Origin of the sequence: Psychrobacter fozii (genome assembly GCF_003217155.1) — a bacterium.
In the GTDB taxonomy this organism is placed as follows: Bacteria; Pseudomonadota; Gammaproteobacteria; order Pseudomonadales; family Moraxellaceae; genus Psychrobacter; species Psychrobacter fozii.
On record NZ_QJSU01000015.1, the window covers coordinates 1 to 17,216 of the forward strand.

General features: G+C 42.3%; 14 protein-coding genes. 3 read left to right on the forward strand and 11 right to left on the reverse strand.

Annotated features, from left to right (window positions below):
* Positions 1-199 precede the first annotated feature (199 nt).
* Positions 200-1,237, reverse strand: a complete 1,038-nt coding sequence (locus DFP82_RS14155; protein ID WP_220034755.1) for a hypothetical protein — start codon at positions 1,235-1,237, stop codon at positions 200-202.
* A 293-nt stretch (positions 1,238-1,530) separates the two neighbouring features.
* On the reverse strand, positions 1,531-2,136 hold the full coding sequence (locus DFP82_RS14160; RefSeq protein ID WP_110924368.1) for a short chain dehydrogenase: 606 nt from the start codon (positions 2,134-2,136) through the stop codon (positions 1,531-1,533).
* A gap of 187 nt (positions 2,137-2,323) precedes the next feature.
* Between DFP82_RS14160 and DFP82_RS14165 the strand changes: the two genes are divergently transcribed.
* Positions 2,324-3,208, forward strand: a complete 885-nt coding sequence (locus tag DFP82_RS14165) for a LysR family transcriptional regulator (RefSeq protein WP_110924369.1) — start codon at positions 2,324-2,326, stop codon at positions 3,206-3,208.
* A 156-nt stretch (positions 3,209-3,364) separates the two neighbouring features.
* Here the strand turns inward: DFP82_RS14165 and DFP82_RS14170 are convergent, their stop codons facing one another.
* The 5 genes from DFP82_RS14170 to DFP82_RS14190 all read right to left on the reverse strand — a co-directional run bounded on the left by DFP82_RS14170 (position 3,365) and on the right by DFP82_RS14190 (position 7,887).
* On the reverse strand, positions 3,365-4,216 hold the full coding sequence (locus DFP82_RS14170; RefSeq protein WP_110924370.1) for a hypothetical protein: 852 nt from the start codon (positions 4,214-4,216) through the stop codon (positions 3,365-3,367).
* Positions 4,203-5,219, reverse strand: a complete 1,017-nt coding sequence (locus tag DFP82_RS14175) for a YHYH protein (RefSeq protein WP_110924371.1) — start codon at positions 5,217-5,219, stop codon at positions 4,203-4,205. Before DFP82_RS14175 ends, DFP82_RS14170 begins: the two co-directional genes overlap by 14 nt.
* 208 nt (positions 5,220-5,427) lie before the next feature.
* The gene (locus DFP82_RS14180; RefSeq protein ID WP_110924372.1) at positions 5,428-6,651 is read right to left on the reverse strand and encodes a YHYH protein; all 1,224 of its coding nucleotides are present in this window, start codon (positions 6,649-6,651) and stop codon (positions 5,428-5,430) included.
* Positions 6,652-6,805: 154 nt separating this feature from the next.
* Positions 6,806-7,339, reverse strand: a complete 534-nt coding sequence (locus DFP82_RS14185; protein ID WP_220034756.1) for a hypothetical protein — start codon at positions 7,337-7,339, stop codon at positions 6,806-6,808.
* Between the two features lie 77 nt (positions 7,340-7,416).
* A complete protein-coding gene (locus DFP82_RS14190; protein ID WP_110924373.1) occupies positions 7,417-7,887 on the reverse strand; it encodes a MarR family winged helix-turn-helix transcriptional regulator in 471 nt (156 codons plus the stop codon).
* A gap of 366 nt (positions 7,888-8,253) precedes the next feature.
* Here DFP82_RS14190 and DFP82_RS14195 point away from each other — a divergent pair, with 366 nt between their 5' ends.
* Together DFP82_RS14195 and ppc are read left to right on the forward strand one after the other, a co-directional pair.
* Positions 8,254-9,270, forward strand: coding sequence for a bile acid:sodium symporter family protein (locus DFP82_RS14195; protein ID WP_110924374.1), 1,017 nt, complete (start codon positions 8,254-8,256; stop codon positions 9,268-9,270).
* Positions 9,271-9,792: 522 nt separating this feature from the next.
* Positions 9,793-12,573 (forward strand): phosphoenolpyruvate carboxylase, encoded by a 2,781-nt coding sequence (ppc, locus tag DFP82_RS14200; protein WP_110924391.1) that lies wholly within the window; start codon positions 9,793-9,795, stop codon positions 12,571-12,573.
* A 206-nt stretch (positions 12,574-12,779) separates the two neighbouring features.
* On the opposite strand, the gene DFP82_RS14205 is transcribed toward ppc, so the two are convergent.
* The 4 genes from DFP82_RS14205 to DFP82_RS14220 form a co-directional block, all read right to left on the reverse strand.
* On the reverse strand, positions 12,780-13,499 hold the full coding sequence (locus tag DFP82_RS14205) for a hypothetical protein (RefSeq protein WP_110924375.1): 720 nt from the start codon (positions 13,497-13,499) through the stop codon (positions 12,780-12,782).
* A 99-nt stretch (positions 13,500-13,598) separates the two neighbouring features.
* Complete coding sequence (locus DFP82_RS14210) at positions 13,599-14,801, reverse strand: DUF6708 domain-containing protein (RefSeq protein WP_110924376.1); 1,203 nt, start codon at positions 14,799-14,801, stop codon at positions 13,599-13,601.
* 122 nt (positions 14,802-14,923) lie between these two features.
* Positions 14,924-16,078 carry a DUF6708 domain-containing protein gene (locus tag DFP82_RS14215; RefSeq protein WP_110924377.1) on the reverse strand — a complete coding sequence of 385 codons (1,155 nt, stop codon included), beginning with the start codon at positions 16,076-16,078 and terminating at the stop codon, positions 14,924-14,926.
* Positions 16,079-16,147: 69 nt separating this feature from the next.
* Positions 16,148-17,200: a hypothetical protein gene (locus DFP82_RS14220; protein ID WP_110924378.1), complete on the reverse strand. Its 1,053-nt coding sequence runs from the start codon at positions 17,198-17,200 to the stop codon at positions 16,148-16,150.
* Between the last annotated feature and the right edge of the window lie 16 nt (positions 17,201-17,216).

Consider the following 17,216-nt stretch of genomic DNA (forward strand, 5'->3'; position numbering starts at 1 on the left):
TTGCCTGTAGTATGCAATCACTTTGAGCTTAAAGTCTAGATCGTAACGCATAAAAATACCCCAGAAGTTGTGTCCAACTTATGGGGTTCAGCTCATTTGGAGGTTGGTTTTTTATTGCCACTACTGCTACATATAATCGATTCAATTTAAAAGTAGTACAAGGCAACCGAGTGTAGATGTATATTAGGGTTTGTTGAAATTAATTGACTGTATGACGTACCAGCACTTCATTGTCTAAAATGACATTGGTTGACCAGATAAAACGCGCATCATCATCTGCGTCATCGAATATGTCTGAAAAGTCAGTGTAAGCCGACTTATTATCGACCCCAATCTCATCATTGGTAAATAGCGTTGCCTTCGGCCAAGCACTATCGTCAAAGTCTTTAGCGTACCAGTTTGCAGGCACTTCCCAATGTAGGGCGTAGTCCTGTGACCCTTCCTCAAGTCCTTCCGTTGAGCACTCTGAGGTTATACGTAATGCGCCCTGCTCTGTCGCACAACTGAGGTCGCGAATTGGCGCACTATAGAAAGTTTGGGCTTTCCAGCTGTCATCCGTTTTGGCGATGATTTTATTATCTGCATTTTTAAATACTGCAACCATGCCACCATCACCCGGATGATAGGCATGACCCTGATTGTCCTCTGAGCCGATACCGCTGTTTTCCTCCCAGTCGACCAGTTTCATCGCCACGGTAAAGGGCTGCTTTACCTTAAACTGCAGAATGTTTGAGTTGAACTGGGTGAAAGGAACGTTGTCTTTGCCTACTGCAATACCATTAATATACATCTCAAAATAGTTGTCTGCGAAGACATATGCCGTCACTACTTCACCATCCGCATCAATCTCGATGATGTCAGAAGGATCTAATGCATCACGTGCCGCTTGTGCTGACGCATAACTCACGCCAGTACAAGGATTGTTTAGGTCTCCAGCAAATGGAAATTTGCTATCCGTAAAGTTGACCTCTGCTGGCACAGTCCAAATCTTACCATCGGTACTTTTTATATGACCAATCGGCGCGTTTCTACCATTTTTACAGTCGTACAGTGACGGTACATCGATACTCGCCTTGCCCTGTGAGACAGAGGCTGTTCCCTTATAGTTACTCGTTGATGGCAGTTCAGAGTTATTGGCTATGGCAACCGTGTTGTCGTGGCTACAAGCGCTCAGCGTATAAGTTATCGCTGCTATCGTAGCAATAGTCAGGCCTGTTTTTGGTGAGACAAATTTCATTTTCCTATCCTATTCAGATGTCTGCATTGAATATGGTAAATATTATTCAATTTAAATATTTTCTAATATTATATTACATAAAACCTAATAAATATAACTTTAAGCGAGATATTTTAAGTATCTGTACATTGAATAATTTTGCTTAGCATGGCTAGGGCGTGTCCCCAATCTCAACAAAAGCGGTAGCAGAAAGCAAAAAAGCCAGCTTATCGTAAGCTGGCTTTTGGGTAAAAAAACTACCTGATAAAATCCCAGTATGAGACCTTATTTAGGGCATGTTTGGTTAACGGCAATTAAGCGTCAACAACAATCACTTCACCAGTAATAAAACCATCTACTGAACGCTCGAACGCTTTACCTACCAATGCACTTGGTACTGGCTCAAAACCTGGCATCATCTCACCATACACATCCCATGCTTCGACCAATACTGTTGGATTCACCACATTAATACGGGTATTTCTTGGCATCTCTAGCGAAACACATTGCACAAAAGTATCAATAGCACCGCTCGTTGTAGCATCTGCAATGGCGTAAGGAATCGGCTTTTTATTCAAAATACCACTAATCAAAGTGAATGAGCCTGCATCGGCAATATACTCTTGACCAATACGCACTAAATTAATTTGCCCCATCATCTTACTCATCACAGTGGTCATCCACTGGGCTTCTGTCATCTCTGCAAAGCTTGCATACTCACAAAGCCCAACAGTATTCACTACCGCATCAAAATGACCAACCGTTTCATAAAGCGCTCTAATAGATTGCTCATTAGTAATATCTACAATGTGATCCACGTCGCCAGAACGACCGGCAGTAATCACCTTATGATTGCCAAGACCACTTAACGCTGCTTGACCCATTTTGCCCAATGCACCAATTAAAATAACCGTTTTCATTTTTTTCTCCGAGGTTTGTTTTGATGCGTTGATAATAAGCCACTCAACCAACAATTAAAAACAAATGATTCCTGTTAGTGATACAAGTATTATTGGTTTATAGTGTTGATTGTTAGCAGCAGATCAACAAGCAGTTGACGACTGGTTAAATACTATGAGGCGAACGTCCTGACAATGGAGAGGTACATTGAGTAAATTAGACAGATTAGACATCAAACAACTGCGTGTGTTTCAAGCGCTCATACGTGAGCAAAGTGCTTCTAAAGCCGCAGCACAGCTAGGACTTACGCAACAAGCGGTCAGTGAGCAGTTAAAAAAGCTACGCGACGTTTTTGACGATCGATTGTTTCTTCGCAAAACCAATGGGTTTATTGCCACCCCCTTTGCACAAACTCTATCCGTGAGTGTTGATAAGCTGCTGAATGATTTTAATACCCTAGTGTCACCAACCACGTTTGACCCCAGCACCGTGGACGGCACCTTTGTTGTTGCGGCCACTGATTACGCACAGCAAATAGTCCTACCAAAATTGATATCCCTAATAAGGACACAAGCCCCTAACTTAAAGGTGATAGTGAGGGACTTTGAAATTGATAAACTCAATGAATTGATGGAGAGTGGTCACGTTAATCTGGCGATTGCCTTTCCTGATTACATTCCAGACAGTTATCCTATTTTAACCCTATTTGAAGAGCAGCATGTTTGTGTCGCATCACCAAACGCCACTATTTTGAAAGGCACACCTACCTTGGCCGACGTGGCACAATATCCTAGTATCATTGCCTCACCATCACGCCCGAACTTTAAAGGCTCTGTTGATGATTGGTTTAAATCGTTTGGTTTAAAAAGAAACGTGGTGGTGTCTGCGCCCTGTTTTTCGGTCGTACCACTGTATCTTGAAACAACGGATTCCATTGCTTTTTTGCCTTCTCGTGCTATCAAGGGATTAAATTTAATTGAGATTAAACTTGAACACACACCGGATACGTTCGATGTGATTGCCGCTTGGCACCCACGTTATCATGAGGATGCATTGCAGCGATGGGTGATATCATTACTCAAAGACAAATGATAGACCTGTAATCAGTCAACAGAGCCTATCAGCTATAGTCAAAGAAGTCTAAAACAGCTACAAGGCAGCCGACCGCAGATTGTACATATAGTACCTTTAGGGAGAGTAACACCGTAGCGGTTTAGTGGTTCGCTGACTATATAACGATTCATACTCTTACTGTTTCTTTTTAAAGAACCACCTTGCACCTATCAACAATGCTATCACAGCACCAATACCCAATACATAGATAGAACCAAACAAGGTTTTGTCTGCTGTCGCCAATGATGGTGTGCTTGCTAGCTTTACGCCACCATCTAATTCTGTATCAGCAGATTCATGCGAATGATTATATGCGTCATGGGAATCTGCATCATGGCTGTCCTCATGGTGGCCATCTTCATCATGGCTGCCTTCATCACGAGGGTGTCCTTCTTGACTGCTTCCATCATGAGTATGCGATTGAGCATCATTCGTCATAGGCAGTGTATCGCTATTATTTTGTTGCCACTGACCGTCAACCAACTGTAAACTCAGCTGATGCTGATTGCTGTCACTAAGCGTATATTGCTTTTTCGGAAATTGATCAGACAACAATACAACCGTCATCCGATTACCATGCAAATCTTTAAAAAATGTATTGGTCAAATCAATAGATTCAACCGTATCGCCAGTACCCTGCGCTTCGGCAGAAAACTGAGTAGCATGACCTAGCTGCACACTTGGATTAACGACCTTAAGGGGCTGGTCATTGATAGATAAAGTCAATGATTTAATAAAATGCTCATTGGCTAACTGCTGAAACTCCTCCGCCGTTTTGTACGCATCGGGCGAGTACGTTTCGTTAATTTGCGCCTCTACTCCAGTCAATGCACCATCTAGGCGCACTAAATATTTGCCATCAGCCGCTTTCGACAGTATAAAAGTCGAGGTATTGGGATTGTGGGCAGTCGCATTGACGCTCACGATACTCAGCCCAAATGCAGCTAAGCACGCAACTGTTGTTGATGACAAATTAATCTTCAGCATACACACCACGCAGTCCGTCGATGAAGTTATTGTTGCCTGCTTTGTCAACATGATAGTGATACCCTCTCACCTCATCATAGTGCCCGCGAGCTTCATCAAGATCAGTATATTCGTTACCATCCGCATCGGTATTGGCATAAATACCATAACCATCAAGCGCGTAACCAATCATTGGTGCATGACCGTCATCTTGTGCAATTTTGGTCGTCAAACCAGTAGCAGCATGATAATGATAACCTTCATGCGAGTTAATATGACCACCAGCATCGTCAAATGGTGCAAGCGTATAAGCCCCTAAAATATTATTGACAGGCGCTGGCGCATCAAAACGCACGCCATTAAAGGCAATACCGCGTACCGATGGTCCTCTAGATTGAGGGCCTGGACCACCAAATTTAGTAATACTGGCTGAGGCTTTTGGTGTCACCGGAATATAAAAAGTATCGGTTAAATCTTCTACATATTCTGGCAAACATTCAACGCAGTAATTACGATATTCGTCACCGACATTGGGGTCGGCTGCGGCCACACATTCCTCAAGTGTTGAGGTTTTTATAATCTCGCCAGTGGTCTTATTGTACATATTCCAATTACTGTCACCATAAAAATCTGCTAAGTTCTTAACGAACTCACCGTCGACATCATGGACCTCACCATCATCTAGCCAGATACCACCTTTTGAGGCGTCATCGGCAATATTAGTCGGACACCATGGCCCCATACCAACATCGCTTGGCTTGTTTTCGGTCACGATTTTGTAGCATTCACCTGTCGTGCCATCTGATAACGAGCAAGATACCTTACTGATAGGCTCAACCAAACCATCACTCAAAAAATTAGATGGCTGTACCGGTACCGTAACCTTATCTGAATTTTCGCTAGACACACTGGTAGTAGCGTTTGAATTGGTGCTCGACACGTCATTACTACAAGCAAATAGCCCGCTCGATATGAGTGCTAAGGCTAAGCAATTTAAGCCAAATTTGGCGGTAGAAAGTTGCATGAATGGTGTCCTCTTTATATGAATAATTGATTAATTCCATATATAAATTAATTGTTAACAATTAGAAAGTTTTAATGAGTCTGATAAAAAATGGAGATGACTAGAGTTCCAACCAACCTACAAGCCACACAAATTATTGTTGTAGCTTGTAGGGTTTATAAAACGAGACCCGCATGCAAAAGCTTAGTAAGTCAAAGGGTTGACGAGATCAGTCTTTGTTGGGTAATGCAGCCTTCAAAGCCGCTTCGGTCACACCAAGGTCTTTGGCAGCAGCGGCAGTGTCGAGCTGTCTGCCGCCATTTTTCATAATCGCGCTTAACAAGTCAGCTTCTGAAACACCAAGTGTTGTAGCTGCCGTATCAAAACCTGGGGGCGCAGCCTGACCTGGACCTCCTGCTCCTGTGCCATTTTCAGCACCGATGCCTTGTTTGGCAGTGGTCGTAAAGTTATCCTGAGCGACTACACCGCTCAAGCAACTTGGCAAATTCGGAAATTCTGTCGATGCGTGGTAATGATAAATACCTTCAGGATTTTCAAGAGTCGCACCCGTGTGTCCATTGCAGGCATCCAAATCGGTCGGTATCTTGCCGTTGCTATCCACGCTGCCGTAGATGGGATAACCGTCAAAGGCATAAGCAAACAGGGCATCAGCCTTTTGCTCTAAGGCACAACTAGCATCGACGTGGTCGTGATCGAACACTGAGTTGATGTCGGTCGATGTGGCATGCCAGTGGTAATAGCCACCTGGATCAATATGACCACCGCAGGTGTCGAGCGCAGGCAGGTGTCCCGTTTGTAGCACTGAAGGCGCGTCCGCAAAAATAGGCACACCATCAAGCGCCAAGCCAACTTTGGCCACAGTGTCTAGACTGGCTGCTTGGTCGGCTTTGACTGGTGACAATGGCAATAAGATGGTCATCTCGACCGACTCATCAGCCGAGGCAGACAGGCAGGCATTATCTACCGTTGGCTGAGTCGTCCGCACGTCGACGATATTTACTTTACCGTCAGCGTCATAGAATTGGTAACCCTGCGACTCCAACATCGTCAAAAACTGTTTATCGATACGGTAGAGTCCTAATTTTTCGCCATCCCAGTTCCAGACACCACCCTTGTCATCTAGCGTTTCTGGACAAAATGGCCCAATTTTTAAATTATCAGGTTGGTGCTTGACCACTATCTTTGCACATTTGGCAGCGGCGCCATTTTCTAATGTGCAATCTACGGTCTCAAGGGCTTTTACAAGGGCATCTTGGCTGATGCGTGTCATATCAACACCACCATTAACGATGCTGTCAGCTGCTGAAGTATCTAGCGTTTGATTGGTCTCGTTAGCAGCTTCTATCAAATATTTTTCAGCAAGTTGACTACAAGCTGATAGTGTTAATGCCATACCGATCAGTATGCTGTTGTAAATTACCTTTGTTTTCATAAACCCTCTATTGTGAACAGTAAATATTATGTCATGTTGAACATTCGACCATAGCACTGATGACATTGGCGCTTACAACACTGACAGAAACTATTTTTTAGTCGATTCGCAGGTGAAAATGGTCATGTTTTTATAACGAATACCACGTTACCGATTAAAACTTACCCAGCTCTAATACGGTTTCGGCAGTGACGGTATTGCCTTTATAGGTTTGAACCGTGACATAATATTCATGGCCACTACCACCAGAACAAGGCGGCATATATGCCCCTTCTTTGTCCCAGCCAGCGCCGCGATGTTCTGCAATTATTTCAAACCCTTTTGGCATCTCGTAACTGTGTCCAGCCACAGTCGGCAACTGAACCGCAGTTGCGCCTTTTGGTAGGGTGTAATTCATAATGCCATGTCCGCCATTATTCATCTTTTTTGAGTCGCGGTCACTGTATACCAACACTACACTGTCTGACCCTGCTGGAATATCAGATACGCTCAGCTTGGGCGTACCTGGATTGACCCCATCAAATTTTTGGCACTGTTGTCCCTTGGGTATCGTTGCTCCATCCCATTTGCTGTCCACAAAATTTACATCGAGCGCAAAGGCGTAAGAAGACATGGTTAATAACGTCAGTAAAGATAGGTGTTTGATAATACTTTTTGATCGAACAAGTGACTGAATAAAGGTCGACATCGTAAATTTCCTGATAGCTGGTTAGACTGAATGGGTGAAAAATCTCTTATAAAAATACTAGGGCGTGTTGAACTTAACTAACTATGCGCTTGTTCTTCTGAATTCGAGCTATTCTCACCTGGTGTAAAACCACCAAATGTATTGCGTAGTTCATGAGTAATCCTTGCAAGTTGCATCGCATTTTCAGACCCTATCGCCTCATATATTTCTTGATCTAATTCGCGCCATACCTCATAAATCTGCGTTAATAGACCTTTCCCGTGCTTGGAGAGCTTGAGGACGTTACTGCGCAGCTCATGCTCATCGACCCGTCTTTCGATTAAACCTGCTGTCAACAAGCGTGCTGTCATAGTACTCATGCTTGCAGCAGACAATCCAAACTCGTCAGCCAACTGCACTTGTGATGCTTGCCCCATTCTTCCGAGCGCATCTAACACACGTGCTTGACGCGGCATAACCTCCAAAGGTGTCAGTTTGGTACGCAGACGCTCTTCGATGAGATGACCACAATGCAAAAAAAAGTGAAACTGATAAGGTTGATTAGGCATATTAGATATTATTTAGTTAGCATATTAATTGTTAGTATACTAACTATATAACACTATTGCAAAGAATGACGTTAATCTGCATAGCATTTTATACATATGCTTCATAAGTAAAGTGTTATGTAGATTACATACACTAAATCATAAGGAATTATAACGGCATCTAAAATTGTGGAATTTAAAGAAAGGTAACGATATGGTCAGCTATCCGTAATTTTTACCAAATAATCCCCTCTGTATCAAAAATGGAAAATATTTAAAGTTGTTATAATAGCAACTTATTGTTGGCTAAAAACACCCCAAACCTATTGGAAATACAACGGTTTTAAACTTATACTTTAGTATTTTTCGACTTAGAAGGAGTGAGAGATGCAGTTTTTAGGGATGATAAGTCAGCAATTGAGTCGATTTACAGCATTGGTTATTATTTTGGCAGCGGCAGTGACATTTATAGAGCCTGCGACTTTTTCTTGGGTGACAGGCGATACCCAAGTCATCGTACTGGGTGTCATCATGCTTGCTATGGGCATGACATTAGGCAAAGAAGATTACAAAGTATTGGCCAAGCGCCCACTAGATATTTTTATTGGTTCTATCATTCAATATACCGTGATGCCAATATTGGCAATTGGCGTGGCTCGCCTTTTTGATCTCTCACCCGGCTTGACACTCGGTTTGGTCTTAGTCGGCACTTGTCCAGGTGGCGTGTCTTCGAACATCATGAGCTATCTGGCTAAAGGTGATGTGGCATTTTCAGTAGGTATGACCACTGTCTCAACCATCATTGCGCCTTTAGTAACACCACTTTGGTTGAATTATTTGGTGGGTCAATCTGTAGAAATGGATGGCTGGGGCATGTTCCGCTTTATGCTTCTAGTGACGTTGTTACCAGTCGCTATTGGTTCTATGTTAAACATTTTATTTCACAACAAGCACTGGTTTAATGATGTGCGGGCGGTGATGCCAGGCGTTGCGGTGTTGGCTTTTGCCGCGATCGTCGGCGGCGTTGCAGCCGTATTTGGCAGTCAGTTTTTACAATCAGGATTGGTCGTCATTTTAGCCATTGCCGTACACAATATCATCGGCTATGTATTGGGCTACTACTCAGGCGCATTCTTTGGTATGAATAAAGCCAAAAAACGCACCATATCGATTGAGGTTGGTGTGCAAAATGCAGGTTTGGCCACGGGTTTAAGTACCAAGTTTTTCCCTGGTAATGCAGAATCTGCTATTGCAGCAGCCGTAGCTTGTATCTGGCATTCTGTATCTGGCTCTGTATTGGCAAATATCTTTGCTTGGTGGGATAAGCGTCAAGAAGCAAAGTTTCCTACTACTATCGATGCGGAAGCCATCGTAGATCTTGGTAAACCCATCAAAAATAGTTAATATTGAAAAAGTTAAGACTGAGAGCACTACGCTAGGGCGTGTCATCCATCTTTTTGATATAAAGACTCACAATCTAAATAATGATACGCCCTAGATTATTAGCTACTAGCCAGCTAGTTCAATATAGTCAAGTCCATATAAATCCGCTACATCGTCATCCTCGCTAAGCATACTAATGTATAACTTGCACTCGGTTTCCTTGTATCGAAATTATATTGAACCGACTATAGCAATACCCTTGATCGCAACTTCATATCTTAAAGCAAATTTATTAAACGACAGTGAATTCATTTTGAAGTACTGTCGTAGAATGAATGTGAGTTGTTTGACAACTTTGATAAGTTCCAAATGCATTCCGCGAGAAAAACTTATACCAGTGGCACATTAGTTTTGCTATGGTTAATGTGGTAAATTGCTTGGACAGTCAAAATAATAAAAGCAGCCAATGAATACCCGTCAATAACAATATATTAAAATCATGATTTTCATATATTGCCAACCCATTTAATGAGAAGGTTAATGATGACTATAGATAATAACGTATTACGTGAGCGCATCAGCTTATTAGGATCATTTTTAGGCGATGCGATTTCTCGCCAAACTGGTGAAAAAACAATTCATACGATTGAAACTCTACGCAAAGGTTTTATTCAACAACGCCGTGAGCCTAACGAAGAAAATAAGCAGCAGCTCATCGACTTCATTGCCTCTTTAGACAATCAAACCTTAAAAAATGTCATCCGTAGCTTTTCTATCTATTTTTTCCTAGCCAATCTAAGTGAAGAAAACTACCTACGTGAGCAACGCCACGCCCAACGCATGCAGTCAGAACATAGCTGGGAAGGCTCGTTCCGTCGTACGCTACTTGAGTGCCGTGAGCGCAATATCGAACCTGCCCAAATGCAAGAGCTGATTGATCAGCTAAAGTTCATACCCGTATTCACCGCCCATCCTACGGAAGCTCGTCGCCGCACGACGATGAACATGTTACAAAGCCTATTCACACACAGCGATGCGCTAAACAATCTGGATAAAAACAGTGTCGCTTACGAGCAGGCAAAAGACCAAACCGCACAAACGATTGACTTATTATGGTCATCTGATGAAGTGCGTACACGTAAGCCATTGGTTTATGATGAAATCAATAATGGACTGCACTACTTTAATGCCAGTTTGTTTAATGCCATTCCTAAAGTGTATCGCAATATTAAAAAAGCCATCATTGATATCTACCCAGAGCTGACAGACTATCCACTACCTGCATTTATTAGCTTTGGCTCTTGGATCGGTGGCGACAGAGATGGCAATCCTTTTGTGACTTTTGAAACCACAGAACGCGCCGTATTAATGCATGCCGATACGGTGTTGCGTCACTATCAAGTACTGCTGAAGAAACTACGCCGCCAGCTCATTCACAGTGATACGATCGTGACGATTGAATCTGACGTCTATGCCAAAATTAAAAGCTACGACGAACTAGACCAGCGGGTATTTGATTATAATCTCGATGATTACAGCAATGAGCCTTATCGTCGACTGCTCTCTATCATCCTGACTAAAGTCAAAGCCACCAATCGCCGCATTCAAAGCAAAGGCACAGATATCGAGGCTGAAAATGACGCTTACCGCAATCCAGAAGAGTTATTAGAAGATTTGCGCATCATTCGTCAAAGTGTCAACACACACGATACCGCACACGCAGAAGGCTTATTGCTCGATGTTATTCGACTGGTCAAAACTTGTGGCTTCCATCTGGCTGCGCTCGATATCCGTCAAGAGTCGTTTTATCATAGTGAAGTCATTGCTGATATCTTTGCCAGTGCCTCTAACCTACCCGATTATCAAACGCTCAATGAGCTAGAGCGTCGCGACTGGTTAACACGCTTGCTCGAAAAACCGGGCACACCGCTTATTTATACAGACAATCTGGGTGACAAAACACGTGAACAGTTGGCGCTGATGAACTCTGTAGCGACATTGCGCAAATTGGTTGGCCAAGACACCTTTGGCAGTTATGTCATCTCGATGACCAATAATGCCAGTCAATTACTAGAAGTCCTACTATTAATGCGCTTTGCAGGCTTGTGCACTGTTGATGCTGATGGCAAACTGTCTGCTGACCTACCCGTCGCACCGCTATTCGAGACCATCGAAGATCTTAAAAACATCGATCAAATATTACCTGCTGTGCTAGACAATCCACTGTATCGCGGATTGCTACAGAACACCGATAACACGCAAGAGATCATGCTGGGTTACTCAGACTCATCGAAAGATGGCGGCATCATCACCTCGGCATGGCAGCTTTATAGCGCACAGCAAACCATCAACCATATCGCTGAGCAATATGGCATCAAAACACGACTGTTCCATGGTCGCGGCGGATCTGTGAGCCGTGGTGGTGGATCAACGCATAATGCCATCGCCGCACAGCCCGCTGGCACGCTACATGGTCAGATTAAAGTGACTGAACAAGGCGAAGTGCTATATGCTAAGTATGCCAATACTGACACCGCTGTGTTTGAGCTGACCATGGGTATCACGGGCACACTCAAAGCCTGCTCTTCAAGGTTTGTGGTGCAACCTACTGAGCTACCAAATTACGAAGCACTGTTTGCACGCTTAGCAGACGCAGGTGAACAACGCTATCGCGAGCTGACTGATCATACCGAAGGGTTTTATAAATTCTACTCAGAGGTCACGCCTGTACAAGAGATTTCCTTATTGAATATTGGCTCACGCCCTGCCCATCGTAAAAAAGGCCTACCAAGTAAAACTACCTTGCGAGCGATTCCTTGGGTGTTTGGCTGGTCATTGGCACGCTTTACCCTACCTGCTTGGTATGGCGTCGGTAGTGCGCTAGATAGCGTCAAAAAAGACGAAGCCTTGATGAAAGAGATGAATAAGCACTGGCCGTTTTTTAGCGTGTTTATCAGTAATATTGAGATGGCCTTTACCAAAGCCAATATGAATATTGCCGAGGCTTATAGCCAACTGTGTGATGATGAGCCGTTACGCGAAAAAATCATGACAGCGGTCACCGATGAACACACGCTGACCAATTCAGGATTAAACTCTCTGCTTGAACAAGACTCTTTATTATCCAATCAGCAAAACCTTGCTTCATCCCTGCAATGGCGTGACGCTTATCTAGACCCGATCAACTATATACAGATTGAGCTGTTAAAGCGTGCCAGACAACAGGATACCCCTAACCATACGGAACATGGCGACCTTAATGTAGAAGACCCCTTAATCCGTAGCATCAATGCACTGGCAGCGGGTTTACGCAATACTGGTTAAGAGCAGCTGCAGGACAGATAAAATACTTATACCAATTGAGGTTTCGTCCGCGAAGCCTCAATTTTTTTCATCATATTTTAATGAACGTCAAAATAAACAGCCTATTCGAGTAAATTGAAGACACGCGCCAGTAATACTAGAAATAAGCATGTCAACCAAGATATTAGATATCGTGCTGACTAAACGGGTTTATCGAGCAATCTTATCTAAACCAACTGACAAGACACCATTTCCCATTGACTGTCCATATTCGCTTGTACCAAGGCATCATGCAGCGCATCGGACACAAATACATAACTCATCAATAAGGGGTCATGCCATAGGTCTAGCTCACACTCAAGTGCTTCGCACTGCACATGCAGCTGCTGATCTTTGATAGGCACACCATTGGTAGTATATTTATCTCTACCTTCCATAGTTGGGGACAACTTAAACATCTCATCCACCTGTGGGTATTGAACATATTCTCGTCTTTCACATAGATTAAGAAAATAAAAGGTCTCCTCACTACACAGCTTCTTAGTCTCAAGGTCGTAGATTTGTACTGGCGTGAGCGTACTTTCCCCTAAGCGAAACTGCTGTAGTAGCTGAGCACAGGCTTGGGTAAACACAACGCCACCACTTCTCACTTTAAAGATATATTCAGACGATGGTGGTAGCTTGATGTCATTACTCTCTACCCACAAGCTGTCTGGTAAATGCTCAGTCTTAAAGAAATAACGACCTGCACCTGATAGCTCTAACCTATCTTCTTTGTACATTTTTTTTATTTCTAATAACTTAGGATCAGCTGTTTTTTCCCTACTTTCAAATATTTTCCAATACTTTGGAAAGTCATATTTTTTACTATTGGCAGGATAAATATCGTAAAAATTAATAGAAGTTAGCTTAAAGCCTGCCAGCCAGACGTTGTTTGTAGTGCTCATGTTTTATCCTTAGTTAGGGCGTATCCTCAATCTGAACGGTAAATGGGCTAAAACCTCTCAAGTTAATATCTATAGATGTGACAGCATAGGTCAAACTTATTAAGACAACCACCCCAAACTAAACAAATACCAGAGTTTGCCGACCATGCTTGGATAGTCACCATGTGGTCTCGCCGCGCCCATCACGTCTATCATAAAGGCGCCCACAAATATCATGGCAATCGTCGCAATAGTAATACCGACACTATAAACCACAGTCTTCCACATAGGCTGATGGCGCTGCTCAAGATTGCCTGCTGGTAGGTGCTTATTCAAATCATAAGGGTCATTGGGATCAATCTGACATTCCGCTTGAATGGCTGCGCTAAAACGGTGACGATAGCTGGTCAGCATAGAAATCACGCGGCCTACATAGCGCAGTACTAATAACGGCAGGATAACCAATGTCACTGGTTGAAATTCAAATGTACGTTCAGGGTACTCCATATTCTCATGATCATGATGTACTTCATTGAGTATCAAGCGCTTAAATGACATGAGTGGTGTTTCACGTTTCTTATGAATAGGATAGATATAACGTATCGCTTCTTTGACTTCTTTTAGTTGCTGATCATCGCCTTCCATATAACGACGAATAAACTCAAAATAGCTGATTAAACTTTTATCAAAGACATCATTTTTAAAAGCGAGCGCAAACATGCCTGTCACAGTTTCGCCATCTTTATCCAAGGTGACCGCTCTGATGTCTCTGTCTTCACTAATATAGGCAATAAAAAAGGTCAATTCGTCCCAGTTATATACCTCTACTTTACGGTTATATTGACGGACATAGACCTTACGGGTTTTACGGTTAAAGCGGATAGGATAATGCCATGTGGTAAACAACTCAGTTGAGAGCACATTTATTAATAAACCAAAGAATATTGGTATTATGACAACGAAAAACACTACTATAGATAGTATAAAAACATCAAAATTATTAATTAAATCAGCTAGAAGAAAACCATAAAGACTAGTCATAGAAAGTCCAACAAACCCTATAATCAACCCCCATCCTACCGCATCACCACGTCTTCTTTCATTGCGACCAGTGGTTTCTAGATAAGTTGAATTAAACTGTACAACCGTTTGTTGAGGGTGCAACGGCACCTCATAGGTTTTATCTTTTTCCAGCGGCACTCTTTTATGGATGCCTTTTACATCATCAAGCTTTTGCCCAACTGCCTGATAGCCAGGGGTCAAAAATGGCGGTTTTTTAGTCAGTCGAAACCGCCCTTCCATGTCTACAACATATCCACTCATTATTCATTGTCCTAAATTTCTATTACTTCGCCATTGGCTGCTTTTTCAAGCCATTCTGAATGTATGTTATTACCCACATCGTTACAGGTCTAGGCTTCAAGTGTGCCAGCGAAAACGACCATCTAAATCCACCGAAACAACAGCCAGTTCCACAGTATTTTAAAGAAGCTTGGATAATCACCATGTGGTCGCGCGGCACCGATGATATCAATAATAATGGCGAGTATCGATAATGAGGCAAGCGTTGCAACTACCATCATCACGATATAGAATACTTTTTCCAATAAGGTGGCAGGCTTTATGAGCGCTGGTATCGGTGGGTTTTTATTTAAATCAAATTTATCGTTGGGATCTACATCACACTGGACTTCTATTTCAAAAGGGAAATGCGGCGTGGTAGACGTTAATACGGCTAAACGACGTCCCAATAGCTTTAAAAACCAAAAAGGAATATTAATCATAAACGTCCAGTCTAACTTTAAAGTGTCTTCTGGATATTCCATATCATAGAAATCTTGATGATATTCAAATAAAGAACGCTGTACACTTTCTTTAAAGGTTTCTTTACGCTGATGGACGGGAAAGATATGACGGATACTACTGGCTACCTCAGCGAGCTCGCTATCATCTTTGGCAGACATATAGCGATTAACAAACTCAAAATGGCCATATAAGACCTTATATACTCTATCGTATCGAAAAGGCAGACTAAAAGTGCGTTGGATAATACCCTTATCGTCTACGTCGCAGCAGCGGATATCCCATGGTGCATTGGCATCGGTCTGCATTTGTATCTTTAGACTACCCCAGTCATAAGTTTCTACTTTTTTATTGGCACCCATAACATAGACTTTGCCCTCTTTACGATTAAAACGAATGGGGAAATAGGTGTAGGTAAATAGCTCTCTGCTAAGACGTCTTAATAAGACGTAAATAAATCCAAACCATATAAGATCTGCTACAATATAAAATAAGGTGGAGAAGCCAAGTCCGCTTTTATTAAACTCAGAGAGCATAATATAACTAACAACACCTAAACCAACAATTGCTACTAAAGAAAGAAATAATTGACTCCAAACAATCTCGCCACGGATAAAGTCCCACATGTCTACCAGCTCCATATAGGTGCTATTAAACTGTACAACAGTACGCTGAGGCCGTAGCGGATAATCAAGCTTCTGATATGGATGAAGCTCATGTTGTAAGTTATCTACTTTATAGGCTTTACCTAAGGTGTCGTAGGTTCCGTTTTTTCCGCGCCCTATCATGTCGATCATCGTTTTACTCCGTCATCCTTTTTAAAGCATCGTCATGCGTTTGGATGACTTTTTCATTGTTGTTTTCATCTAAGCAATCACCAGCATCACATATAGTATCGAACCGATAAACCATGTCGCATTCACTGCTATGCCTGAGTACCACTTTAGTTTGACCTTTGAATTTTTATTATCAAAAGCGGCTTGGCGCTCTGCGGTGACAGGCAATACATTATATGGGTTGTTTTTTCTATCCCACTTAAGCCGACGCTGTACTTCAGGATGTAATGCAGGGTTGGCACTGGATTGATAGATGTTACCTTCGGCTAGATCTAAGTAACTGACGATACAGGCTCGTGACCAACCCATTAGGTTTATGTCATGATTGGCATTAGAGTAATAGACGTCCTTTGATACCTGCACAATGTCAGCACAGGCAAGTAATGAGGTACTCATGTCTGTTGGGCATTCTTGAGCATATTCGATATCTAAAGATAGTTCATCGGCTGGACGTTCCATATAGGTACGGATAAACGCCCATTGGTCGTAGGGGTTGAGTCTATGATCATCAAATTTAATCGAATGAATCAATTCGTCTGTTGTTTTATCAACAATATGCAAGTTGAGAGACTCAAATTTAGTACCTTCATTACCTCTGACAGAGGCAATGATATTTTGATAATCAATCAAATGAAAGATAGGTTCTTGCTTTTTATTATGTTCATAATAGGCAATTTCTTGAGTACTTTTTAGTAGCAGAATTTTGTAGTAGCGAGACTTTTTAGTTCTAAGCTGTTTTAAAGTTAGAATAGGTGCAAACCCAAAAATTGAAATAATACTAAAAAAAAGTATTATATCTATCCATTCGATTATATAGTTAGGTGATGGATGTAATGCTATAGTAGTAAAAATAAAAAGCATTTGGCCAAACAGCCATAATGATCCATAAGATGCCAACAAGGATACATTTTGGATAGAGTTTATTGACGGGTGGAATAATAAATAATCTGGGTTAATTTCATGTATAAGCCCACTTAGCCTATATACACTGTATTCTTGCTCGTTGAAGTCAGTAATCTTACCTTTGTAAGGACGGCCAATTATTTTACCTATAGGAAGCTGTTGAGGTATGGGTAATATCATATCGGAACTCAATTAA